The 21,924-nt window shown below is 53.0% G+C and carries 24 protein-coding genes; 11 read left to right on the top strand and 13 right to left on the bottom strand.

Going from position 1 to position 21,924, the window contains the following annotated elements; genetic code table 11:
• Nucleotides 1-81 precede the first annotated feature (81 nt).
• From BLP79_RS03010 to BLP79_RS03000, 3 genes are all read right to left on the bottom strand, one after another.
• Nucleotides 82-735 carry a protein-L-isoaspartate O-methyltransferase family protein gene (locus BLP79_RS03010; protein ID WP_090216076.1) on the bottom strand — a complete coding sequence of 218 codons (654 nt, stop codon included), beginning with the start codon at nt 733-735 and terminating at the stop codon, nt 82-84.
• Nucleotides 736-838: 103 nt separating this feature from the next.
• Nucleotides 839-1,342 (bottom strand): PhnA domain-containing protein, encoded by a 504-nt coding sequence (locus BLP79_RS03005; RefSeq protein WP_090216073.1) that lies wholly within the window; start codon nt 1,340-1,342, stop codon nt 839-841.
• Between the two features lie 92 nt (nt 1,343-1,434).
• Nucleotides 1,435-1,737 (bottom strand): TraR/DksA family transcriptional regulator, encoded by a 303-nt coding sequence (locus BLP79_RS03000; RefSeq protein WP_090216069.1) that lies wholly within the window; start codon nt 1,735-1,737, stop codon nt 1,435-1,437.
• A 300-nt stretch (nt 1,738-2,037) separates the two neighbouring features.
• Between BLP79_RS03000 and BLP79_RS02995 the strand changes: the two genes are divergently transcribed.
• Nucleotides 2,038-2,175, top strand: coding sequence for an entericidin A/B family lipoprotein (locus BLP79_RS02995; protein WP_090216066.1), 138 nt, complete (start codon nt 2,038-2,040; stop codon nt 2,173-2,175).
• A 231-nt stretch (nt 2,176-2,406) separates the two neighbouring features.
• On the opposite strand, the gene BLP79_RS02990 is transcribed toward BLP79_RS02995, so the two are convergent.
• Both BLP79_RS02990 and lepA read right to left on the bottom strand, forming a co-directional pair.
• Nucleotides 2,407-3,303, bottom strand: a complete 897-nt coding sequence (locus BLP79_RS02990) for a hypothetical protein (RefSeq protein WP_139163162.1) — start codon at nt 3,301-3,303, stop codon at nt 2,407-2,409.
• A 75-nt stretch (nt 3,304-3,378) separates the two neighbouring features.
• Nucleotides 3,379-5,193, bottom strand: a complete 1,815-nt coding sequence (gene lepA, locus BLP79_RS02985) for a translation elongation factor 4 (RefSeq protein ID WP_090216060.1) — start codon at nt 5,191-5,193, stop codon at nt 3,379-3,381.
• A gap of 304 nt (nt 5,194-5,497) precedes the next feature.
• On the opposite strand from lepA, the gene BLP79_RS19910 reads away from it, so the two are divergent.
• From BLP79_RS19910 to BLP79_RS02970, 3 genes are all read left to right on the top strand, one after another.
• Complete coding sequence (locus tag BLP79_RS19910) at nt 5,498-6,838, top strand: hypothetical protein (protein WP_232716303.1); 1,341 nt, start codon at nt 5,498-5,500, stop codon at nt 6,836-6,838.
• A 138-nt stretch (nt 6,839-6,976) separates the two neighbouring features.
• Nucleotides 6,977-7,282, top strand: a complete 306-nt coding sequence (locus tag BLP79_RS02975; protein ID WP_090216057.1) for a hypothetical protein — start codon at nt 6,977-6,979, stop codon at nt 7,280-7,282.
• A 163-nt stretch (nt 7,283-7,445) separates the two neighbouring features.
• On the top strand, nt 7,446-8,411 hold the full coding sequence (locus BLP79_RS02970; protein ID WP_090216055.1) for a LysR family transcriptional regulator: 966 nt from the start codon (nt 7,446-7,448) through the stop codon (nt 8,409-8,411).
• A 5-nt stretch (nt 8,412-8,416) separates the two neighbouring features.
• Here BLP79_RS02970 and BLP79_RS02965 read toward each other — a convergent pair whose 3' ends face one another.
• The 4 genes from BLP79_RS02965 to rpmB all read right to left on the bottom strand — a co-directional run bounded on the left by BLP79_RS02965 (nt 8,417) and on the right by rpmB (nt 10,297).
• On the bottom strand, nt 8,417-8,854 hold the full coding sequence (locus BLP79_RS02965) for a low molecular weight protein-tyrosine-phosphatase (RefSeq protein ID WP_090216052.1): 438 nt from the start codon (nt 8,852-8,854) through the stop codon (nt 8,417-8,419).
• Between the two features lie 106 nt (nt 8,855-8,960).
• Nucleotides 8,961-9,485 (bottom strand): copper chaperone PCu(A)C, encoded by a 525-nt coding sequence (locus BLP79_RS02960; RefSeq protein ID WP_090216049.1) that lies wholly within the window; start codon nt 9,483-9,485, stop codon nt 8,961-8,963.
• A gap of 13 nt (nt 9,486-9,498) precedes the next feature.
• Nucleotides 9,499-9,891, bottom strand: a complete 393-nt coding sequence (locus tag BLP79_RS02955) for a hypothetical protein (RefSeq protein ID WP_090216046.1) — start codon at nt 9,889-9,891, stop codon at nt 9,499-9,501.
• 121 nt (nt 9,892-10,012) lie between these two features.
• Nucleotides 10,013-10,297, bottom strand: coding sequence for a 50S ribosomal protein L28 (rpmB, locus tag BLP79_RS02950; RefSeq protein ID WP_090216042.1), 285 nt, complete (start codon nt 10,295-10,297; stop codon nt 10,013-10,015).
• 87 nt (nt 10,298-10,384) lie between these two features.
• On the opposite strand from rpmB, the gene BLP79_RS19445 reads away from it, so the two are divergent.
• On the top strand, nt 10,385-10,564 hold the full coding sequence (locus BLP79_RS19445) for a hypothetical protein (RefSeq protein WP_139163160.1): 180 nt from the start codon (nt 10,385-10,387) through the stop codon (nt 10,562-10,564).
• On the opposite strand, the gene meaB is transcribed toward BLP79_RS19445, so the two are convergent.
• Nucleotides 10,559-11,527 (bottom strand): methylmalonyl Co-A mutase-associated GTPase MeaB, encoded by a 969-nt coding sequence (gene meaB / locus BLP79_RS02945; RefSeq protein ID WP_090216039.1) that lies wholly within the window; start codon nt 11,525-11,527, stop codon nt 10,559-10,561. The two genes, BLP79_RS19445 and meaB, sit on opposite strands and share 6 nt — an antisense overlap.
• Nucleotides 11,528-11,666: 139 nt before the next feature.
• On the opposite strand from meaB, the gene hrpB reads away from it, so the two are divergent.
• The 5 genes from hrpB (at nt 11,667) to BLP79_RS02920 (ending at nt 17,718) form a co-directional block, all read left to right on the top strand.
• On the top strand, nt 11,667-14,132 hold the full coding sequence (gene hrpB, locus BLP79_RS02940) for an ATP-dependent helicase HrpB (protein WP_090216036.1): 2,466 nt from the start codon (nt 11,667-11,669) through the stop codon (nt 14,130-14,132).
• A 142-nt stretch (nt 14,133-14,274) separates the two neighbouring features.
• Nucleotides 14,275-14,733 carry an NUDIX hydrolase gene (locus BLP79_RS02935; protein WP_090216033.1) on the top strand — a complete coding sequence of 153 codons (459 nt, stop codon included), beginning with the start codon at nt 14,275-14,277 and terminating at the stop codon, nt 14,731-14,733.
• A 71-nt stretch (nt 14,734-14,804) separates the two neighbouring features.
• Nucleotides 14,805-16,283 (top strand): inorganic phosphate transporter, encoded by a 1,479-nt coding sequence (locus BLP79_RS02930; RefSeq protein ID WP_090216030.1) that lies wholly within the window; start codon nt 14,805-14,807, stop codon nt 16,281-16,283.
• Between the two features lie 122 nt (nt 16,284-16,405).
• Nucleotides 16,406-17,215 carry an RNA polymerase sigma factor gene (locus BLP79_RS02925; RefSeq protein ID WP_157843953.1) on the top strand — a complete coding sequence of 270 codons (810 nt, stop codon included), beginning with the start codon at nt 16,406-16,408 and terminating at the stop codon, nt 17,213-17,215.
• Between the two features lie 32 nt (nt 17,216-17,247).
• On the top strand, nt 17,248-17,718 hold the full coding sequence (locus BLP79_RS02920) for a YybH family protein (RefSeq protein ID WP_090216023.1): 471 nt from the start codon (nt 17,248-17,250) through the stop codon (nt 17,716-17,718).
• Nucleotides 17,719-17,771: 53 nt separating this feature from the next.
• Here the strand turns inward: BLP79_RS02920 and argF are convergent, their stop codons facing one another.
• The 3 genes from argF to BLP79_RS02905 form a co-directional block, all read right to left on the bottom strand.
• Nucleotides 17,772-18,698, bottom strand: coding sequence for an ornithine carbamoyltransferase (gene argF / locus BLP79_RS02915; RefSeq protein ID WP_090216019.1), 927 nt, complete (start codon nt 18,696-18,698; stop codon nt 17,772-17,774).
• 61 nt (nt 18,699-18,759) lie between these two features.
• On the bottom strand, nt 18,760-19,935 hold the full coding sequence (locus BLP79_RS02910) for an aspartate aminotransferase family protein (protein ID WP_090216015.1): 1,176 nt from the start codon (nt 19,933-19,935) through the stop codon (nt 18,760-18,762).
• Between the two features lie 340 nt (nt 19,936-20,275).
• Nucleotides 20,276-21,088, bottom strand: a complete 813-nt coding sequence (locus tag BLP79_RS02905; RefSeq protein WP_090216012.1) for an ABC transporter permease — start codon at nt 21,086-21,088, stop codon at nt 20,276-20,278.
• Between the two features lie 159 nt (nt 21,089-21,247).
• Between BLP79_RS02905 and BLP79_RS02900 the strand changes: the two genes are divergently transcribed.
• A complete protein-coding gene (locus BLP79_RS02900) occupies nt 21,248-21,844 on the top strand; it encodes a GcrA family cell cycle regulator (RefSeq protein ID WP_090216008.1) in 597 nt (198 codons plus the stop codon).
• The last annotated feature ends 80 nt before the right edge of the window (nt 21,845-21,924 follow it).

Genomic DNA, 21,924 nt, shown 5'->3' with positions numbered 1-21,924 from the left:
TCAGATCGTTAGGCGAGCGGAACAAGATCGTATGTAGCTCAGATCACAGTCTATCACGAAAAGCTGAAATCTGCGACGTTGTTAAAGAGAAAACTCTTTTTCAGCAGCAAACCCTGGCAAAACAGGCGCAGTGGCATTGAAGGAAAAGCGCCAGGACAAAGCTCCATTGGCTTTGTAGCCAATCTTCACTTCACCCAAAGCTCCGGTCATAAAGAGTACAGCAATACGGCCGCCTTCTTTTAACTGATCGACCAATGCTGATGGCAAAGTTTCAACACCACCCTGCACCAAAATCACATCATATAGGCCATGCTCAGCAGCCCCTGCAGCCAACGGGCCTTCGTGGACGATTGCGTTATCAACCCCCACTTCGGAAAGTTGTGCCTGCGCTTCTTTAGCCAGATCTTGATCTTCTTCAACGCCGATCACCATCTGCGCCATACGGGCAACAACCGCACTGGAGTACCCAAGGCCACAGCCCACATCCAACACCAGCTCTTCATTGGTGATATCCAGAGCATCCAGTGTCTTCGCAAGCGTTCGCGCTTCAAGCAGCACACGCCCTTCCGCGAGGGGCACGTTCTGGTCCGCATAGGCCGCTTCGATCTGGCTTTCACCAACGAAGGCCTCGCGCGGGACGGAGAGCATGGATTCGATAATCGGGTATTTGGTTACGTCAGAAGGGCGCACCTGGGTGTCTACCATCATCCGGCGACGTTCGGCAAAATCGGTCATGGGCTAAACTCGTCTGTTCAGTCGTTTGGTTTGCTTGTGCCACATCGCTGCAGTGGCAGCAACGGGCGGAACCTCTCCCTGTGTCAGTTGAGACAAAGGTGAGTTATTTTCGTTTCACATATTGGGTCAGGATCACAATGCGTTGACCTTCCACGCGGCCTTCAATGTGTTCAGGCACATCAGCTACAAGAGAGATATTACGCACAGCCGTACCGCGTTTGGCAGTAAACCCAGCGCCTTTTACCGGCAGATCTTTGATCAAAACCACGCTATCACCGGATTTCAGGACCGTTCCGTTGGCATCGCGATGCGGCACAGACACGGCAGCCACCCAAGCCCGCATTTCATCATCAAGCCAAAGCTGATCAGCAAGATCACGCGCCCAGTTTTCATCAGACAAACGCTGAAGCAATCGGGCCGCCAGTACCTGCGTTGCTGGATCTTCGCTCCACATTGCAGTGGCAAGACCGCGCATCTGGTTAGGGTCCAGTTCCCCTTCAATCTGCTCCTCACAGATTGCACAGATGTCGCAGCCCGACCCAGTCGGGCCGCCGGTTACGGCAAAAAACGACAAAGGCGCATCAGCTGCACACAAAGAACACGGCATCCAAGGGCTCCATCACAAAGGTCTGTTTCCCTTTATGCTCATAAAACTCCAAAGAAAAGCCAAAGCTCCCGCATCAGTTACGCAGATAGAGATCAGGGTTTGCAATTTGAGCAGATTGGATTGGCCGGGTCTGTTTCAAGGCGGTGATCATCAATGGGATCGCCGCAGATATGGCAGAACCCGTATGACCCTTCAGTCAGCCGGGCAAGAGCTGCTTCGATCTGGCGTAGCTCTTCCTGCGCCTTTGCATCAAGATGATCAAAAACTTCATCCAGATGCCAATCACCAGGATTGTCGGCCTGCAGACCCGGAATGGGCGTTGTATTGGAGGAGGCGCCCGCGACAATATTGTGCCGGAGCTGTTCTAAAAGCAATCGTTGCGCGGCAAAATCCATTGCGCCCCAAACCTCACAAATTCAACTTTTCTAACATTAAAGTTAATGAAGAAGCTCCACCTGCAAAACTCACTGGATCTGGTGAGGCGTAAAGAGTGTAACCTCTTTGCACAGGTATATTTTCTGGACCAGAAGTGACATGACCTTACCTTGAAAATATAGGAAAACTGCGGCAAATTCAGTAAGACGCAGATGCTTTTACTATAAGAAATCCACACAAGCATATGCATGAGACAAACCGTCACAAGGCACGCATTACGTGCAGAGTGGCAAGATACGAGAACAAGAGGACAAAAACTGATGATCCGAAGTGCTGTGATTCTTTGCGCGCTGGTCGCGCTATCTGCCTGCGAAACCACCAAAGGCGCAGGCCGTGATCTGCAAAAGGCAGGCCAAGCCATCACTGGTGCTGCGCAGGATGTCCAAGACACGCTGTGATTTTGGAGAGGTTCTCTATAGCTGAGGACAATGCCTAGATAAGCGGCGGCAAAGACCCCGTATTTTATCCCAGATCGTGGCATCTGGGTGATGCTGCAAACGGGAGTTTATCGCACTGACATCGCCTCAAGCGCTGAGGGCAGCGTCCGGCCGATGTGGGGGCAAAGACCCCGCCTAGGGGGCGGGCGGGGGCTGCCCGGTCCCGCGACCGGGGACAATTAGAGAGCCGACTTACGCCGAAGATGAGTTTTCGTAAAAACCCGGCAATTCCAACAACCGCTCGAAGAGAGTCAAAGCAACGAATTGAAAAGTAAGTAGATCATTGAGAACCGTGCTCTGAAGATGCATTTGAGCGTCATCCTCAATGAAGTAAATCATTGAACAGAACTTACCAAGCTCGGCTTGCTGCCGCATAATGCACGAAAGATCATCAAAACGTTGCTCCTCCATGGCCAAACGATACTCTCCTTGCAACTCCTCATACTTCCTCGTATCTCTTTGACCGTGAATAGCAGAGGGTACATAGGGTGGAATGCGATGAGCGAAACGATGCCGAAGTTGCTGAGTTAAACGTTTATACCACGAAATATAGGGCGAGATTTCTTCGTGTAATAACGCTAGATCTATCGCGTGCATGTACTTTTTACTAAAAAGATCCGCGCTCTTCTCATCAAACTTTTTTGGTTCTACGGATCTATAGGAAGCGACAGAAAGCGCATCGAAAAATGCAGGTATGCCAATGTAAATGAGCATTAGAGCATCGTCGAGATCAGCTTGTTCATCTTCCGTCGCCACATCAGTTCGTTTAGGATAGGCAACGTCCGCAAATTTATTGGCAGCACGATAGATCGAGCGCAGCCTCCGACCGGCACCGAATTGTAAAACTTCTCGGATCTTCGCATTCTCAATTTCTAAGACCGTCGGAGTAAACGCCGTCTGAAAGGACACGAGAGTCGGGTGATAGTGATCGTATTGAATACGGACTTTTTCGATCCCCTTCTCTCGCTGGTCCAACTCAGCATAATGGTTCCACCAAATGCTGTTTTCCAGATTGTCCCACATAAGCTCAAAGGCTTCTTGACGAGCCCTAACTCTATTCGAGCGAAAAACATCAACAATCTTTGTCACCTGATACCTCACAACAAACAAAAAAATCGGCGCAAAACTTGCGCCGACTTTCCATTGTATCAAATTGATACCAAATCAATCATCCATCTTCAATGCTGAGATGAACGCCTCTTGGGGGATATCCACCTTACCAAACTGGCGCATCTTCTTCTTACCGGCTTTCTGCTTGTCCAGCAATTTGCGTTTCCGGGTTGCGTCGCCGCCGTAACATTTGGCCGTTACGTCTTTACGTAGGGCTGAGAGTGTTTCGCGCGCGATGACCTTGCCGCCGATGGCTGCCTGGATCGGGATTTTGAACATGTGGCGCGGGATCAGATCTTTGAGCTTTTCACACATGGCGCGGCCCCGCATTTCAGCGCGGTCGCGGTGCACCATGGTTGAAAGCGCATCCACGGGTTCATCGTTCACCAGAAGGGACATCTTGACCAGATTGTCCTCGCGGTAGCCGGTCATCTGATAATCAAAGGACGCATAGCCCTTGGTCACAGATTTCAGACGGTCATAGAAATCAAAGACCACCTCGTTCAGGGGGAGATCATAGACCACCATGGCGCGGGTGCCTGCGTAGGTTAGGTCTTCCTGAATGCCGCGGCGATCCTGACACAGCTTCAGCACATCGCCAAGGTATTCATCCGGCACCATGATGGTCGCCTTGATGCGCGGCTCTTCCAGGTGATCAACCTTTGACATATCAGGCATGTCAGCGGGATTGTGGAGTTCAATCCGCTCCGGCTCTTCGCCTTCTTTGGCCTTCATAAAGATGTGGTAAATCACAGAAGGCGCGGTGGTGATCAGTTCGATGTTATATTCGCGCTCAATCCGGTCGCGGATCACCTCCAGGTGCAAGAGGCCAAGGAAGCCGCAACGGAAACCAAAGCCCAGCGCGGCGGAGGTTTCCATCTCGAAACTAAAGGACGCGTCATTCAGCGCCAGCTTGTCAATCGCGTCGCGCAGGTCTTCAAATTCGGCACTGTCCACCGGGAAAAGACCACAGAAGACCACCGGCTGTGCGGGTTTAAAGCCGTCCAGCGCCACCTCAGTGCCATGGCGATCATTGGTGATGGTGTCGCCCACGCGGGTGTCGCGCACCTGTTTGATCGAGGCCGTCAGAAATCCGATTTCGCCGGGGCCGAGGCTGTCGACCATTTCCATTTCAGGACGGAAGACCCCAACGCGGTCCACATGGTGCAGGGTGTCATTGGACATGAATTTGACCCGCATGCCTTTTTTCAGCGTGCCATCCATGATGCGGACCAGAACGATCACGCCGAGATAGGCGTCATACCAGCTGTCAACCAGCATCGCCTTGAGCGGCGCATCCAGATTGCCTTGGGGCGCGGGCAGTTTATTAACGATGCTTTCCAGCGTAGGGCGGATGCCCTGCCCCGTTTTGGCGGAAACCTGAATGGCCTCGGTTGCATCTATGCCGATCACATCCTCGATCTGTTCTGCGACGCGATCACAGTCTGAGGCCGGCAGGTCGATCTTGTTCAGAACCGGCACGATCTCATGATCCGCCTCAATCGCCTGATAGACATTTGCCAGCGTCTGCGCCTCAACCCCTTGCGTTGAATCCACCACCAGCAAGGATCCTTCAACTGCGCGCATTGAGCGGGAGACCTCATAGGCGAAATCGACGTGGCCGGGGGTGTCGATCAGGTTCAGTACGTATTCCTCACCGTCATCGGCGGTGTAGTCGATACGCACGGTATTGGCTTTGATGGTGATGCCACGCTCGCGCTCGATATCCATGCTATCAAGCAGCTGTTCCTTCATATCGCGGTCTTTCACCGTGCCGGTCTCTTGGATGAGCCGGTCAGCGAGAGTGGATTTACCGTGGTCGATATGCGCGACGATGGAGAAATTGCGGATTTTCGAGAGCTCTGTCATAGGTGAGGGATATGATTTGAAATATTGGATTGGTCAAGGATCTTGTGTGCAACGCAAGGCCCAAAAGGAAAGCTAATTTGTCTACGTCTTTACTCTATGCCTTAGAACGAAAACACCGCCATTTTTCGTGGGTCACAGGTTGGCGAATGGCCATGCGCTCACTAAGATACGCATCTCAAATTGACTGGCTAGACGCACTGCCCGAAGCACGTGCCCTTCTCTCGATGGGCGTAGAGCTACACAATACGATCGAACTCAAAAAAAACTGAACACCCAAGCACTCCAATCACTTCAGGAGCGCATTTTGTCGCGCACCTACGTGCACAATGCTCGATACGTAATCCCGTCGCCAACGGTACGCCGAAATGACAAACGCCTCCTCTTGCCAACACAGATGCAGGTCGACGCTGCGATTGAATCTATGCTGCTAAAGAGAGACAACTCGTCTCCAGTGATTGTAGCTGCACAGCATATCGATCACCAGCTTTCACGCCCTCTCTACTCCGTAGATGACGATCCGAACGCTATCGCCATCAGCCACATAGAAAACAGCTTAATTCTCAGCATGGAAGGCGACGCGCATTTCATCTCGCAGTGCAAAAATGCTATAGAGCTGTTCTCCGCATCGCTACAAAAGCCCCGATTGGAATTACGCGAGACAATTGTGGGTGTAGGTGACAAAGCTAATCTCTGCGCTTGGGAAGAGCTGTGTATGCGAGGCACCAACTTCTGGATGGATTGGTACCAAGGTTTCCTAGACGGCAAACCACTCGACTGGGAGCTTCAACGCCGGGTGGCTTTGATCCCCGATCCCATTTGGGAGGAAGGCCCCGAAGCCGTCGCGCGGGAGATTGAGCGGATCAAGACTGAGTGGCTGGCGGAACAACTGCCGATGGCGGAAACCATCGAGTTGAATCCCGAAATCAGGAAATTCCATGCGGTCCCGATCCCTGTTGAAAATGCGCCCTTTACGTCAGCGCTGTTGGATCAGGTCGAAGATGCGTTGGAGGATTGTCTGGATGGCCACAACGGCCTTCGGGCGGATATGGGCGATGCACGCAAAATCAAACGTGTTCTCAGCAAATATCGTGATGATCCGCAAAACGCTGAACTCGCCTTAACCCGAGTTGCGACCAGCCTGCGCAAACAGATTCATGAAGATCAGTGGTTGCCAGAGAATACCGATAACACTGCGCTACTGTCTTCCGTTGAGGACGCTGTACGCGGCATTCGATCAAACCACCCCGAAGTCGCCCAAAACAGGCAAGAATACGCAAAGCTCGCCATACAAGAACTGTCTGAGGAAGATCGCAACACGCTGGAGCAGGCGAAACCAATTCTTGAAGAGATGTCTGAGGCTAGATTGGCGGATGACTTTGCAGCTGACATTTCCGAACTGCTCAACGATGCGATCACTCCCCCGTCGAATGGCGCACCAGCCCTGCCGGGCGCGGATGTTTCGACCCGAATTTTCAGCCGCGCTTCGAAAATGGCGCTCTTGGTGGACCAGATCCAAGCGCTTGAAGCCAAAGGGGCGGACGTTTTCGACAGCAATAGAGCTAAGTCCCTCCGCCTTGCCAGCGGCATTGGAGCATTCTTGTACTCATTAGTTCAAATCGGCCTACGCCTGTTTGGTGTCCTTTAGGAGGTTCTCTGCCCAGAATGGCCTTCACGAAACACACATTGGTCTAAACCGTTGCAATTGCACTTTGCCGGCGGCTCGGCCATAGTGTTGGAAACGCTCGGCAACAGGGCGTGTGGAGTTACTTTTGGGAAAACAGGCATGCCCCTCAGATTTATGATTGCAACCAGCCTTGCGCTGGCAACCTTTACCCCCGCGTCTATCGCTTTTGCAGATGTAGAACGTGCATGTCATCAATCCGACCGCGCCGCCAGCCGCGCCCTGTGCCGCTGTATTGGCCGGGTCGCAGATGCCACGCTGAACCGGTCAGAGCAGCGCACTGTCGCCCGTTGGTTTGCCAACCCGGACGAAGCCCAAGAGACACGACAATCTGATCGCAGCAGTGATGAACGCCTATGGAGACGCTACAAAAGCTTTGGCACTTCTGCCGTGCGTCAATGCGGATAAAACCCGCCTTACGTGTCCTCAGCAGGGCACGTTTTTTATGTTTAATTCATATATTTAGGTGAACTTTTCTTACCTGCATCAGGGGGAAAATCACCATCTCAAGCACCTTTCCTGACCTAAGGGAAATATTTAAGTAATTTAAAGGTAGTTTTGGAGTGGTTTAATGTTGTTAAAAGGGGTCACGCTCCGCGGTCTTGAGGTTTTTGAAGCTCTCGCAAAGACAGGATCAGTTGCACAAGCCGCTGAGATCACTGGGCTCAGCCAACCCGCCGTCAGCCAGCAATTGCGCAACCTTGAAAAGGCGCTTGGAGGCGAGTTGGTGGACCATGCGCGCAGACCGATGGTGTTAACATCCGCAGGGCGGAGCTTTTTAGGTCGCGCAGAGCTTGTTTTATCAGAGTTGCGCCTTGCGCGCAGCGAGCTGACGGTTATGGATCTGACCCACCTCAGCACGCTGACAATTGGGTTGATTGACGATTTTGACAACGATCTTACGCCACGGCTCGCTACAATTTTGGCAGACAGCCTGACGCATTCACATCTTAAAATCATCACGGCGTCCAGTCTGGAAATCAGCCGCGCGATTGGCGCACGTGAATTGCACCTTGCGGTTGGCGCATCCACTGGAGAGCTGCGCGATGGGATCACCGAGTATCCGTTGATTCAAGATCCGTTTATCCTAGTGGCTCCTCGGGGATTCTTCAAAGACCCATCCAGCGAGACCGACCTGATGAACCGGCTGCCCTTCCTTCGATATGAGCGGGAACAGTTGATTTCACGCCAGATTGAAGCCCATCTGCAGCGCAACAAGCTGGAGTATGAAGAGCGGTTTGAAATTGGCTCACATCTTGCGCTGATGGCGATGGTAGCCCGGCGGATTGGCTGGACCATAACGACGCCGCTTGGCTATATGCGGGCAGTGCGGTTTCATGATCAGCTGGATGTCTTCCCATTGCCGATCGGATCATGTGCGCGCACAATTTCAATGTTTGCGGCGTCAGATTGGGCCGATCGTGTACCACGTGATGTTGCCACAACCGTTCTGCGCCTTGCCCAAACGCAAGCCATTGATCCGGCTGTTAGCCGCCTTCCTTGGCTGGCAGGGAATTTCCGCACTCTAGATATCTGAGCGCGTTAAAGCGTTATTTTCAAACCCTGAGCTGCCTCTTCAATCAGATCGAGGCAGCTTTCAAAATCCCGGGTGTAATATGGATCTGGCACATGATCCATGCCACTTTGAGGCGCATAATCCGTAAACAGCTTAACCGGGGTTTTATGGCCTTTCGGACGGAGGGCATCAATGTCTTCCAGATTGCTGTCATCCATTGCAATGATCAGGTCAAAATCATCAAAGTCAGATGCTGCAAACTGTCGCGCGCGCAATGCGCTAAGATCAACATTTCGTCTGTGCGCGGCCTCTTGCATCGGTTCGTAAGGTGGTTTGCCACTGTGCCAGCTGGCGGTGCCTGCGCTGTCACATGCGACCTCAGGGCAGAGTGCGCGAAACACGCCTTCGGCGGCAGGGGAGCGGCAGATATTACCCAAACACACGAATAAAATGCGCTTTGTCATGAGCGGCAGCCCTCCTTTAGATCCGCGTTCAGTCGCACATTACTATCCTGAAAAAGAATACGGCGCAGCACATAGATGCTACGCCGTAAAAAGAAGAAAGATCAAATCAATGATGTTTTGAGTGATCATGTTCGACATTACCATCAGAATGGCCGTGCCCATGCGTATGCCCTGCGCCGTGCTGCGCTTTGCGCTCTAGGTCAACTTTGATGTCGACGGTCATCTCACCCGCTTTTTCAAAAACCAGAGTGACTGGAACCACATCACCATGTGCCAGGCTGCGGTTGAGCCCCATAAGCATCACGTGGTCGCCACCGCGTTTCAGCACATGTTCACTCCCTGCAGGAAGATCAAAACCTTCTTCCACGTGAATCATGCGCATAACACCATTGTCGCCTGCTTCATGGGTATGCAATTCAACCCGTGCAGCCACATCTGATTTCACGCCAATAAGACGATCATCGACCTCGGTATGATTGGTGATATGCAGAAAGGCCGCACCGGTTTTCGCAGAGGGGGAAGAGACGCGCGCATAGGCGTCCTCAATTTCGACGGACTTGTGATCTGCAAAGCTGGCTGTGCTGAACGCAATTGCCGCTGTCACGGCGAGAAGAAGTGTTTTCAAAGACATCTATTCGTCTCCGTTATATATATTTGTGGGTGTCGTTATGGCTGAAACAGACCCCCATCGGAGGCGCGCGCGCCAGTGCAAACCCATCAAGCGTGAGAACGATAGACTGCTCTAACGCGACGTATAGCTGTGTTTGCTTTGGCAAACTAAGCGGCACTCCCGCTTCAGATGCAAAACTCAGATCCCACGACAGTAAAAGACAGTCAGGACAGACCTGCGCAGCCGAAGTTGGTTCAACCGGGTCTCCATTGGCGTCCACGTATATCGTGACAACACCCTGCCCCGTGCAGATGACGAATTGGCCCTGCACATCCCGCATCCCGATATGTGCCACAGCGCTATTGCTGACCCCTGCAAGACACAGAGACAGACCAACGACTATATAAAGGCGCAAACGGTTCCACATAGCGCTTGTATGACCGCTGACGCTGGTAAGCTCAAGCCGGGTTTTCAAAGCATTAAGACGGCAAAGCGCCGCACATCACAGATGTACGGCGCTTTAAAAAATCTCAGAAAGAAGCTTGTGCTTAAGCAGCTTGTGCTTTGGCGATTTCTTTTTTCACTTTCAGAGCTGCGGTTGAGAGCTCTTCGTCTTTTGCTTTTGCCAAGAATGCGTCCAGACCACCACGGTGGTCAACAGAACGCAGAGCTGCTGCTGAAATGCGCAGCTTGATGCCACGGCCCAAAGTTTCGGACTGCAGGGTAACATCATTCAGATTTGGCAGAAACCGACGACGGGTTCTGTTTTTCGCATGGCTGACATTGTTGCCAGTCATCGGGCCTTTTCCGGTCAATTCGCAACGGCGCGACATGGGTTCATCCTTCGTATCTGCGGCATTCTCATCAGCGACACAAATTCGGGTCTCTGCATTAAACGCCAAATCACTAGGGCGCGGCCATTGGCTGCGCCCGAAAACTGGTTGGATGCGTTTAGGAGGATTTTGGCAAAGGGTCAAGCCATCTACGCCGGATTTATGACGGTTTCGGCGATTTCCTTGCGCAAATTTTCTACCTTGATGCGCAACCCCTTTATTGAACCTTTAAATTCCACACAAAACACCGCCATTATCGATTTATAAAGCGTCCAATAGCTGTCGCGCTGCCTGTGTGGGAGAGGCCACCCCCTGCCCGACCTGTTCAGCCAGACCTTCCATCATGCGCTGCGCGGTTGAGGTTTCCAGACGCGCTAAAAGGGCTGATTTCACTTCTTGCTCAAACCAATAACGGGCCTGATGTGATCTGCGGGCCTGAAAATGCCCATGCTCACGCCGCCAATTGAGCAGGTGTTGCATCCGCTCCCAAGCCTCTGAAAGTCCGTTTTCTTCAAGCGCTGAAACCATATGGGCACAGGGATACCCCTCGGGATCCTGATGGCGTTTTCGCATCAAACGCAGGGCACCAGCGTAATCCGCGCAGGTGCGCGTTGCGGTGGGTTTCAGCGCGCCATCAGCCTTGTTCACCAGAATCATATCGGCCATTTCCATGATGCCGCGTTTGACACCCTGCAATTCATCCCCGCCAGCTGGCGCCAACAGCAACAAAAAGAGATCTGATAATTCAGACACCACGGTTTCAGACTGCCCAACCCCGACCGTCTCGATCAAAACCACGTCAAAACCTGCAGATTCGCACAAAGACACGGCTTCTCGGGTACGTCGCGCAACACCTCCAAGGTAATTCTGACTAGGTGACGGACGAATAAAGGCATTTTTCTCGCGACTCAGGTGTTCCATACGGGTTTTATCCCCAAGAATGGATCCACCAGAACGAGACGAACTGGGATCAACAGCCAGCACCGCCACGCGCAGACCCAACCCGATCAGCATCATACCAAAGGATTCGATAAAAGTAGATTTCCCCACACCCGGCGTGCCAGACAAGCCGATGCGTAACGCCTCACGCGGAGTTGTCGCAAGCTGCGTCAAAAGTGCCTCTGCATCCACGCGGTGATCACTGCGGGCGCTTTCAATGAGGGTAATTGCGCGCGCCAGCGCACGTCTTTCTCCATTTACGACCCGTTGAGCCAATTCTGTGATCTGCACCAGAGCCCCCTATTGCCATGCCGTTGCAACAGTTTCATGCGCTACGTAAGATTCTTCCAGTGCCGTTGCGCATTCTTTCGGATCTTTTCGCAGGCTTGTTGCTCTGGACCTTTGCAGAGAGCCCCGCAATAACATCCCCATGAAGACTTATAGCCCTCACCTTCCCATCGATGATGCTTTACCCGCGCTGCTGAATGCTGTGCGCACCACAAGTCGTGCCGTCCTACAGGCTCCGCCAGGCGCGGGGAAGACCACCCGCGTGCCGCTTGCCATGCTGGATTCAGGGCTAATTAAGGGCAAGATCTTGATGTTGGAACCCAGACGGCTGGCGGCGCGTGCCGCAGCAGAGCGTATGGCGGAAACCTTGGGCGAAACCGCAGGAGAAACCGTTGGGTACAGGATGCGTGGCGCATCAAAGACGTCGGGCGCGACCCGAATAGAAGTTGTGACCGAGGGCATTTTGACCCGGATGCTGCAATCTGACCCCGACTTGCCCGGCGTGAGCGCGGTGATCTTTGATGAATTTCATGAACGCTCTCTCAACGCGGATCTTGGGCTGGCCTTATGTCTTGAAGTGGCCGAAGCACTGCGAGATGATCTGGTCTTGGTGGCGATGTCCGCAACATTGGATGCAGGCCCGGTGGCTGATCTGATGAAAGCACCTATGATCACCTCTGAGGGGCGCAGCTTTCCGGTTGAAACCCGTTGGTTGGAAAAACCATTGAGCGCACAAGCGCACAGGCTGGACGCGCTGGTAGATCTGGTGGTTCAGGCGCAGCATGACACGCGCAGTATTGGCGGCGGTATTTTGGTGTTTCTGCCCGGTGAAGGTGAAATTCGCCGTGCGGCCAAGCAATTACAGACAAAATTGCCTGCCCATTGTGAGATTCGACCCCTGTTTGGGGCCCTGCCCTTTGCGGAACAACAAGCGGCCATTCAGCCGCTCAAGTCTGGGCGCAAAGTGGTTCTAGCGACTTCCATCGCGGAAACGTCGCTGACCATTCAGGATGTGCGCGTGGTGGTTGATATGGGACAGGCCCGCCGCGCGCGATTTGACCCCGGATCTGGCATGTCACGATTGGTCACTGAAAAAGTCACACGCGCGGAAGCCGTGCAACGACAAGGGCGTGCGGGACGTGTGGCAGAAGGAATCTGTTACCGGTTGTGGACCAAAGGAGAAGAAGGGGCTTTAGCCGCCTTTCCACCAGCAGAAATCGAATCGGCCGATCTTGCGGGGCTGGCGCTGGAGCTGGCTCTTTGGGGGGCCGCCTCTGACGACTTGATGTTTCTGACGCCTTCTCCAAGAGGCAGCATGGCTGAGGCACAAAACCTGTTGATGATGCTTGGTGCATTAGACGTTGGGGGCCGCATTACAAATCACGGTAAAGCCTTATCAAAACTTCCACTGCACCCCCGTCTTGGCCATATGCTGCTGCGAGGAGGAGCTGACGCGGCCCCACTGGCCGCGCTGCTGTCTGAGCGCGACCCTTTGCGGGGTGCGCCAAGCGATGTTGGGCTGCGATTAAAAGCATTGAAAGACCCAAAAGGCTTTGCGCAACGATACCGTTATCAGCTGAACCGGCCAGTGATTGAACGGATCAGAGCCGAAACAAAACGATTGGGTCAAATGGTAAAACATGTGCCCACATCGGACCTGACCACAACCGCAATGGCTGCCTTAGCCTACCCTGATCGCATCGGCCAAAAGCGCAAAGGGGATACGCCGCGCTATATCCTGTCGGGGGGCAAAGGCTGTATTTTGTCAAACGAGGACCCGCTGGCCAATGCACCTTTTGTGGTCGCCTTAGATACGGATGGTAATCCACGTGAAGCGCGCATTCGACTGGCAAGTCAGATCAGCCAGAGTGATATCCGTGCCCTATTTGAAACACAGACAAAAGATGTCTCCTTCTGTGAGTGGTCTAAACGGGATCGCCGAGTGGTTGCCCGCCGCCAAAAACGACTTGGGTCAATCCTGCTGGACGATCAAATCTGGAAAAACGCGCCAGACGACCAGGTCGCGGTGGCCATGTTAGAGGGCGTGCGCGATTTAGGTCTGCGGCTGACCGGCGCGGCAGCAAGATTGGCTGCACGGGTGCAATTGGTGCGCTCTGACGGTCATGACCTGCCTGATTTCTCGATCCCAGGGTTAATGGCAGATCTGGAGACATGGCTTTTGCCGATGTTAAATAATGTCCGCAGTGCTGACGACTGGAAACGCTTTGATCTTTTGCCAGCCTTGCAAGCCGCGCTGAGTTGGGAACAGACCCAATTGTTAGACGCCGCCACTCCCGGCAGTTTCAAAACACCTCTGGGACGCAAAATTCCAATTGATTACGGCAGCGATATCCCGGAAATCTCGGTTCGGTTGCAAGAAATGTTTGGCGTCACCCAGCATCCCGTCGTTGCAGGAATTGCATTAAAAGTGACTCTTTTGTCCCCCGCACAACGCCCCATTCAGATCACTCGAGACCTACCGGGGTTTTGGGCGGGATCTTATGCGGATGTGCGCAAAGATATGCGAGCACAATACCCCAAACATCCGTGGCCGGAAGATCCGACACAGGCAGACCCAACCCTGCGCGCAAAGCGCAGACCGTCATAAAGCACACCATTTGGAGGTGTTTCTCTCTAAAATTGATCTTGAATGATGGCTTTAAAGCTCTATTTACCTTAAATTACGATATAAACAAGCGATCACCGACAGGCTGTCGTAACAACCAGATTGCACCCCTTAGGCCGAGCAAATGATCCACACGCTCAATGGGGTCTGGGAAGAATATCTCAGACCTATGATTTTTCGCCCCCGGCGCTTGCAGACCGCAGCGCTGTGCCTTCGCCAAAATGGCGGGGACAAAGAGGTATTGCTGATCACCAGCCGCGACACCGGCCGCTGGATTATCCCTAAAGGCTGGCCGATGAACGGCAAGACCTGTGCAGAAGCCGCTTTGCAGGAGGCCTGGGAAGAAGCTGGCGTGACAGAATCCAGCATTACATCTACTCCTCTGGGAACATATAATTACGACAAACGCCTGAAACATGGCGCGATAGAGCCAGTCACCGTTCTGATCTACGAGGTGCAGGTCGGACATCTGGCTGATGAGTTTCCTGAAGTGTCCGAACGCAAACGGGCGTGGTTCACCCCCGTCAAAGCCGCCACGCTGGTCGCCGAACCTGAATTGCAAGCCGTGTTGCGCGCGCTATAATCATCCAAAGCATCAATTCCAGATGACGGGCAGGCCTTGCGCATGAGCTCCGAACAGGCGAGGATAATCAAATGAGCGATATGCCAGAACCGGTTGACTGGAAAACGCTCGACAAAGACCTGAAACGGATTTCCCAGCTTGAACTTGCGACGGCTTATGTTTCGCGCCCCTTAATCGCAACAGGGATGGCGCTCGCCTTTGTGGTGCTTGCCGCGCTTGTGGCATCCGTCTTTCTTGGCACTGAAAGCCATCCCATCCTCATCATCGCAGCAACTGGATTTGGGGCGTATATGGCGCTGAACATTGGCGCCAATGATGTCGCCAATAACATGGGACCAGCTGTCGGCGCCCGTGCGCTGACGTTGGGGGGGGCGCTCTTGATTGCAGCAATTGCCGAAAGCACAGGGGCTTTGCTGGCTGGAGATGCCGTCGTCAAACGCATTGCGACAGATATACTGCTGCCGGGCAGCGTGTCTGACAGCACAACCTTTATCTGGGCCATGATGGCAGCATTGATGGCAGCAGCACTGTGGGTAAACCTCTCGACCTGGATCGGTGCCCCGGTGTCCACCACGCATTCTGTGGTTGGCGGCGTGCTTGGGGCCGGGCTTTTTGCGGCAGGCATAGCGGCGGTAAACTGGAAAATTGTCGGCTTGATTGGTCTGAGCTGGGTAATTTCCCCAATTTTGGCCGGGATCATCGCAGCCGCTTTTCTCGCCTTTATCAAGGTACAAATCCTCTATCAGACAGACCGGATCGCGGCCGCACAGCGTTGGTTACCGGTGCTTGTAGCTGTCATGGCCGGAGTGTTTATCACCTATCTGATCCACAAAGGCCTGGGACGTCTGATTGAAGTGCCACTAACAGCCATTCTTCCCTTTGGTTTAGGAACCGGCACGCTAACTTTTTTTATCGTAAAGCCAATTATTTACCGCCAGTCCAAAGGGCTGGACAATAAAAACAAATCGCTCAAGGCATTATTCTCTCTGCCACTGATCCTCTCTGCGACTCTGCTGTCTTTTGCGCATGGGGCAAATGATGTTGCCAATGCCATTGGCCCCGTCGCCGCCATTGTCCAAACGCTGCAGACAGGAGCAATCTCAGCTGATGCGCCCGTCCCTGCCTGGGTAATGATCATCGGCGCTTTTGGGATATCCTTTGGGTTGTTTCTGTTTGGCCCCAAACTCATCCGAATGGTCGGCAGTCAGATCACTAAGCTTAATCCAATGCGCGCCTTTTGCGTGTCTTTGGCGACAGCCTTTACGGTGATTGTGGCCAGCGCTTTGGGATTGCCTGTCTCTTCAACCCACACAGCAGTTGGCGCCGTTTTTGGAGTGGGCTTTTTTAGAGAATGGTTTCAGGACAGACGACGCCGCAAAAAGGGTAAGGCCAGCGCTTTTGAACATATTGCAGCCGAAGAACGCCGCCGTCGAAAGCTGGTACGCCGCAGTCATTTCATGACAATTTTGGCCGCGTGGATTGTGACTGTCCCGGCCTCAGCGTTGATCTCAGCCCTGATCTATGCGTTGCTGCGCTGGATTTCAGGATAAAGCACGTCGATAAAGAGCAGAATTGCGACAGCCTGATCAAGACCTCAAAAGTTTCTTGTCACACATTAAGCCGTGCGCGTGTCTAATAAATCATGAGACACTTAGAGAGCATAGCAAACGACATGCAACAGATAAGTAAGACAGATGTCGCATCAGCCCAAGCAGGAGATGCAAAAGCGCTGGAATTGATTGTTCGACGGATGCAATCGCGGCTTTATAAACTATCGCTGCGAATGCTGGCAGATCCCGATTTGGCGCAGGACGCCACCCAAGAAATTCTTATTCGCGTTATCACAAAGCTCTCGACCTTTCAGGGGCAAAGTAGTTTTGAAACATGGAGTTACCGTGTCGCGACAAATTATCTTTTGACTGCGCGCAAAGTGCTGACGAAAGATCCAGGTCTTACGTTTTCAGCTTTCGCCGATGATTTGCTCGATGGTCTTGCGGATGAAAATGCTGCAGCGCCAGATGATCATGTGATGCTGAATGAGTTGCGGTTAAAATGTACAATGGCGATGTTGTTGTGCTTAGACCCTCCCCACCGCGCCGCCTATATATTGGGAGAGGTATTAGAATTTGAACATGTCGATGCTGCTGATGTGCTTTCAATTTCTCAGGCTAATTTTCGCAAACGTTTGTCACGAGCCCGCAAGCAGGTTCAAGCCTTTACCGCGCAAACCTGCGGCTTGGCCAATTCTTCGGCCCCTTGCTCTTGCTCTAAACGTTTACCAGCTGCGATGGCAATAGGACGCATAGGGCACACACCCTCGGCAGAGCTCTCAGATGCCCCCTCGTTTACAGAGGTAAAAGTAGCAGCAGAAAAAGCAGCATTTGTTCTTAGAACAGCGAAGCTTCAACGGGCAACAGGACCGTTACACCCTCTCAAAGACTACGCCAATGCGGTTCTAAAACTCATAGATCCACCTGGTTAAATCCACCCGCTACCACACAGAAGGAGACATCCATGAAACACGCCTGCGCGTGGCTGATCGCGCTCGCTTTCAGCACAACTCAAACTCTTGCAGAGGACCACAAAATAATGACTCAAGATCAAAAAGATGTAATTGGCTCAATCGAAACGATGACCCAGTATTTTCAAGCCGGTGACATCGCACGCGTAATGGAAAGTTACGAGGAAAAAGCCACTATCGTCTTTGAACCCGATACGCCCCAACCCGATACGGGCGAACAGGTGAGGCTCTTCACAGAGTTAAGCGCAATAAACCCTACCTTTGACTATGTCGCCGGACATGAGGTGGTCGTAAACGGTGACATTGCCATGCACATTGCGCCTTGGTCGATGACAGGACATACACCAGACGGGCAAGAAATAAAGCAGTCTGGGCTTTCAGTCGCTGTATTACGTAAGCAATCAGATGGCAGTTGGAAGATGGTAATCGATAATCCACACAGTGGTAGATTACTGAACCAGTAACTAACTTCGAGGATCGGCCCATAAAAGGGCCGGTCCCATTTCAAGAAGGGAATTCAGACCCCAAGACACCAGCGCATGACAGCCTTTTGTGCATGCAAGCGGTTCTCGGCTTCGTCAAAGATCACCGACTGGGGGCCATCCATTACCGAAGACGTAACCTCTTCCTCACGGTGCGCAGGCAGGCAGTGCATAAACAATGCATCGGGTTTCGCATGTGCCATCAGCGCGTCATTCACCTGATACGAGCGCAGCATATTGTGGCGACGTTCTTTGGAAGACTGGCTGTCGTGCATGGACACCCAAGTGTCTGCGACAATCAAATCAGCCCCTTGAACCGCCTTAACTGGATCACGTTCGATAGTAATCGTTGATCCCTGTTGTCTGGCAAGGCCCACAAACTCATCTTCTGGATCCAGTTGCGCAGGGCCTGTAAAGGTTAAATCAAAGCCAAATTGGCCAGCCGCGTGCAAGAAGGAGGCGCAAACGTTGTTGCCATCCCCCGCCCAGACGACCTTTTTGCCTTTGATCGATCCGCGATGCTCTTCATAGGTCAAAATATCTGCCATGATCTGGCAGGGGTGGGTGCGGTCGGTCAGCCCGTTGATAACCGGCACAGTGGCGTATTCAGCCATTTCAGTTAGCACGGTTTCGTCAAAGGTTCGGATCATAATCAGATCAACATAACGGCTGAGCACACGCGCGGTATCTGCGATGGTTTCACCGTGACCAAGCTGCATGTCTTTGCCAGACAAGACCATGGTCTGCCCGCCCATCTGGCGCACCCCCACATCAAAGGACACACGCGTCCGGGTCGAAGGTTTCTCAAAAATCAAAGCAACCATATGGCCAGCCAGCGGTTGCGCATCATCAAGCGCACCTTTGGGGCGCCCAAGACGTGCCTGTTTCATCGCCCCTGCCTGCGCAATGATCTTATGCAGCTCATCTGCAGGAGTGCTGTGAATATCAAGAAAGTGGTTCATCTCATATGTCTTTCGTTTCAGGCCTCACTTATGGACGCAAGCGCCCAACAGCACCGAGGCATTAGGCAGCGCTGAGCTGGGCTGCGGTTTTGTCCAGCAAATCAAGAGCAGCATCGATATCGTCATCCGTGAGTGTAAGAGGAGGCAGAAGGCGGATGACATTGTCAGCCGCAGGTACGGTAATCAACTGATTGTCATAGCCCACCTGCACAACATCCATATTTGTCACGATACATTTCAGCCCCAGCATGAGCCCCACACCGCGCACTTCTGAAAAAACTGCCGGATGTTGTGCAATCAAACCTTCCAACTTTTGGCGCAAAAGACCGGCTTTGCGGTTCACCTCATTCAGAAACCCGTCAGAGGTAACTTCGTCCAAAACCGCGTTTCCAACCGCGCAGCCCAGAGGGTTGCCGCCATAAGTCGAACCATGGGTGCCCGCCGTCATACCAAAGGCGGCCTTTTCGGTGGCCAACACAGCCCCCAGAGGGAACCCACCGCCAATCCCTTTGGCGACCATCATGATATCAGGCGTCACGCCTGCCCATTCATGCGCAAACAGCTTGCCCGTTCGGCCCACTCCACATTGGACTTCGTCAAAAATAAGCAAGAGGCCATGTTCATCACACAAAGCGCGCAACGTCTTCAGTTCTGCATCCGGCACGGGGCGAATACCGCCTTCACCTTGCACGGGCTCTATGAGGATGGCAGCCGTTTTATCCGTAATGGCATTGGTCACACCATCCAGATCCCCGAAGGTAAGGTGCACAAAACCCGGCAACAAAGGACCAAAGCCTTTGGTCATTTTCTCAGAACCCGCAGCAGCAATTCCAGCAGCAGAGCGGCCATGAAAAGAGCCGTCAAAAGTGATGATCTCAACCCGATCAGGCTCTCCTTTTTCGTAAAAATATTTACGCGCCATCTTCACTGCGAGTTCACAAGATTCCGTGCCTGAATTGGTGAAAAATACCGTATCGGCAAAGCTGTTGTCGACCAATGTGTCTGCCAATGCCTGTTGCTGCGGGATCTCGTAGAGATTAGAGACATGCCATAGGTTCTGCGCCTGACTTGTGAGTGCATCCACAAGTTTTGGATGTGCATGACCCAGCGCATTCACCGCAATCCCTGCCCCAAGGTCCAAAAATCGGCGGCCATCTGCTTCGATCAGCCAAGAGCCTTCACCCTTCACAAACTGAAGCGGCGCGCGCGAATAGGTGGGCAATACGGATGCGATCATCGGGATCATCCTTTTCTCGGAATGGAAGGCCAAAGCTGTACACAGCCAAGCCAAAGGGTCAATCATTTAAGGAGGTTATGCGTCCAATCTTTGGGCACAATGATCAAATCAGAGCGCAATGGCCCTGTAGTGTTGTTTCAACGTCGACGTCGTAGCGTCAGGGATGTGACAAATCTGATCATGAGAGCTTCCATAACGGAGGAAATCTATGTTGTGAAGCCTTTATGGCTGCTTATTCCTTCAATTCGTCCTATTTTTATAAGCCTCAAGTCGGCTCGCCCCAAAACAAAACCCGGCCAGCTAAGCAGACCGGGTTTCAGAAAGAACAAATCGCGATATATCAATTTTTCAGGCGATATCCTGTGCGCAGCATCCACCACGCCAGAGCACAAACTGCGCCACAAGCCCCAAGACAGACCATCGCCCCCAACATCGGAGAGCTATCAGAGGTTCCGATAACACCGAATCGCACACCATCGATGAGATAAAACACCGGATTGACACGCGACAGCCCCTGCAAAACCGGAGGCAATGCGGCAACTGAATAAAACGTCCCCGATAAAAAGGCGAGCGGCGTAACAATGAAGTTTGTAATGGCGGCCATCTGATCAAATTTATCAGCAAAGACCCCAGCGATGATGCCGACGCCGCCCAGAAACACAGCACCCAACACCACAAAGGCGAGCGCCACCAGTGGATGTGCTGGCACCAGACCCAACACCAGCATCAGCCCGATCCCGATACCAGAGGCCACAAAAAGCCCACGCACAACAGCACCTGCAAGATAGCCAAGCAATAGTTCCACTCCCGACAAAGGGGGCATCAAGGTATCAACAATGTTGCCCTGCACTTTTGAAATCACAATGGAAGAGGATGTATTTGCAAAGGCATTTTGGATCACTGTCATCGTTAAAATGCCCGGCGCGAGGAAGTGAAGAAACGGCACGCCCATTACATCGCCCCGGCTTGGACCAATTGCGATATTGAAAATCAACAGAAAAAGCGCCGCAGTCACCATGGGCGCCATGAGCGTCTGGGTCCAGACAACCCAAAATCGTTTGATCTCGCGTTGCGCAAGAGTCCGCATGCCCAGCCAATTGATACGGCCAAATCTGCGCTCGCCCAATTCCACTTTGTACCCGCTTTGTGCCATGTTACCCTCGCCTGTCTGTTGTCCCCTTGCATAGCTTCTTCACCACAAGGCGCAAGATGCCTTGTAACTCGGGCTTGATTCGCTAGAATGAGCAGCTGATATGGAATTCGATGGCGGCCGCAGGATCCTGGGGCCGCTATTAGCTTGGAAAGGCAAACAATGTCCTGGACAGACGAGCGCGTTGAACTGCTCAAGAAAATGTGGGGCGAAGGGCAATCGGCCAGCCAGATCGCCAAAGAGCTGGGCGGGGTGACCCGTAACGCGGTGATTGGCAAGGTCCATCGGCTGGGATTGTCCAACCGTGCGACCACCACATCAAAGACCACAGAGGCTAAAGAAAAGTCTGCTGCGGCAGCCGCGCCTGCACCAAAACCTGCAGCAGCAGCGCCAAAGCCCAAACCACAACCCAAAACGGAGCCTGCACGCCCACAAACTCCTGCGCCTGCAGCAACCTCCAAGCCCAGCCTGCCTGCACGCAAGCAGATTATCCCTGCTGGCCAGCCTCTCCCTCCGCAACCCTCGGCGAATGAAATCAGCCCTGAAGCGCTCGCCAAGGTAAACGAGATTGAGAAAAAGGCCAAAAAGCTGACCTTGATGGAGCTGACCGAGCGCACTTGCAAATGGCCGGTCGGGGATCCTGCAACCGAAGATTTCTGGTTCTGTGGCCTACCGGTGCAGCAAGGCAAACCCTATTGCGAGGCACATGTTGGTGTAGCGTTCCAACCTATGAACAACCGGCGCGATCGCAAGCGGTAAGCGATTCGCTTTGCCCGGTGACAAAACGCCCCAGTTCGACACCGAACGGGGCGTTTTCCTTTTAACCCTCCAGAGACTGT

Source organism: Epibacterium ulvae (genome assembly GCF_900102795.1).
GTDB lineage: Bacteria > Pseudomonadota > Alphaproteobacteria > Rhodobacterales > Rhodobacteraceae > Epibacterium > Epibacterium ulvae.
This window is presented reverse-complemented; position numbering and strand designations above follow the sequence as displayed.

Coding starts and splice junctions, on each gene's coding strand:
- BLP79_RS03000 (WP_090216069.1), bottom strand. CDS start 1,737: ATGGATTTTGCCGCGCAACGATTGCTTTTAGAACAGCTCCGGCACAAT.
- BLP79_RS02930 (WP_090216030.1), top strand. CDS start 14,805: ATGAGCGATATGCCAGAACCGGTTGACTGGAAAACGCTCGACAAAGAC.
- BLP79_RS02920 (WP_090216023.1), top strand. CDS start 17,248: ATGAAACACGCCTGCGCGTGGCTGATCGCGCTCGCTTTCAGCACAACT.
- BLP79_RS03005 (WP_090216073.1), bottom strand. CDS start 1,342: ATGCCGTGTTCTTTGTGTGCAGCTGATGCGCCTTTGTCGTTTTTTGCC.
- BLP79_RS02970 (WP_090216055.1), top strand. CDS start 7,446: ATGTTGTTAAAAGGGGTCACGCTCCGCGGTCTTGAGGTTTTTGAAGCT.
- BLP79_RS02995 (WP_090216066.1), top strand. CDS start 2,038: ATGATCCGAAGTGCTGTGATTCTTTGCGCGCTGGTCGCGCTATCTGCC.
- lepA (WP_090216060.1), bottom strand. CDS start 5,193: ATGACAGAGCTCTCGAAAATCCGCAATTTCTCCATCGTCGCGCATATC.
- BLP79_RS03010 (WP_090216076.1), bottom strand. CDS start 735: ATGACCGATTTTGCCGAACGTCGCCGGATGATGGTAGACACCCAGGTG.
- rpmB (WP_090216042.1), bottom strand. CDS start 10,297: ATGTCGCGCCGTTGCGAATTGACCGGAAAAGGCCCGATGACTGGCAAC.
- BLP79_RS02900 (WP_090216008.1), top strand. CDS start 21,248: ATGTCCTGGACAGACGAGCGCGTTGAACTGCTCAAGAAAATGTGGGGC.
- hrpB (WP_090216036.1), top strand. CDS start 11,667: ATGAAGACTTATAGCCCTCACCTTCCCATCGATGATGCTTTACCCGCG.
- BLP79_RS02960 (WP_090216049.1), bottom strand. CDS start 9,485: ATGTCTTTGAAAACACTTCTTCTCGCCGTGACAGCGGCAATTGCGTTC.
- BLP79_RS02955 (WP_090216046.1), bottom strand. CDS start 9,891: ATGTGGAACCGTTTGCGCCTTTATATAGTCGTTGGTCTGTCTCTGTGT.
- argF (WP_090216019.1), bottom strand. CDS start 18,698: ATGAACCACTTTCTTGATATTCACAGCACTCCTGCAGATGAGCTGCAT.
- BLP79_RS02965 (WP_090216052.1), bottom strand. CDS start 8,854: ATGACAAAGCGCATTTTATTCGTGTGTTTGGGTAATATCTGCCGCTCC.
- BLP79_RS02910 (WP_090216015.1), bottom strand. CDS start 19,935: ATGATCGCATCCGTATTGCCCACCTATTCGCGCGCGCCGCTTCAGTTT.
- BLP79_RS02905 (WP_090216012.1), bottom strand. CDS start 21,088: ATGGCACAAAGCGGGTACAAAGTGGAATTGGGCGAGCGCAGATTTGGC.
- BLP79_RS02925 (WP_157843953.1), top strand. CDS start 16,406: ATGCAACAGATAAGTAAGACAGATGTCGCATCAGCCCAAGCAGGAGAT.
- BLP79_RS02975 (WP_090216057.1), top strand. CDS start 6,977: ATGCCCCTCAGATTTATGATTGCAACCAGCCTTGCGCTGGCAACCTTT.
- BLP79_RS02935 (WP_090216033.1), top strand. CDS start 14,275: ATGATCCACACGCTCAATGGGGTCTGGGAAGAATATCTCAGACCTATG.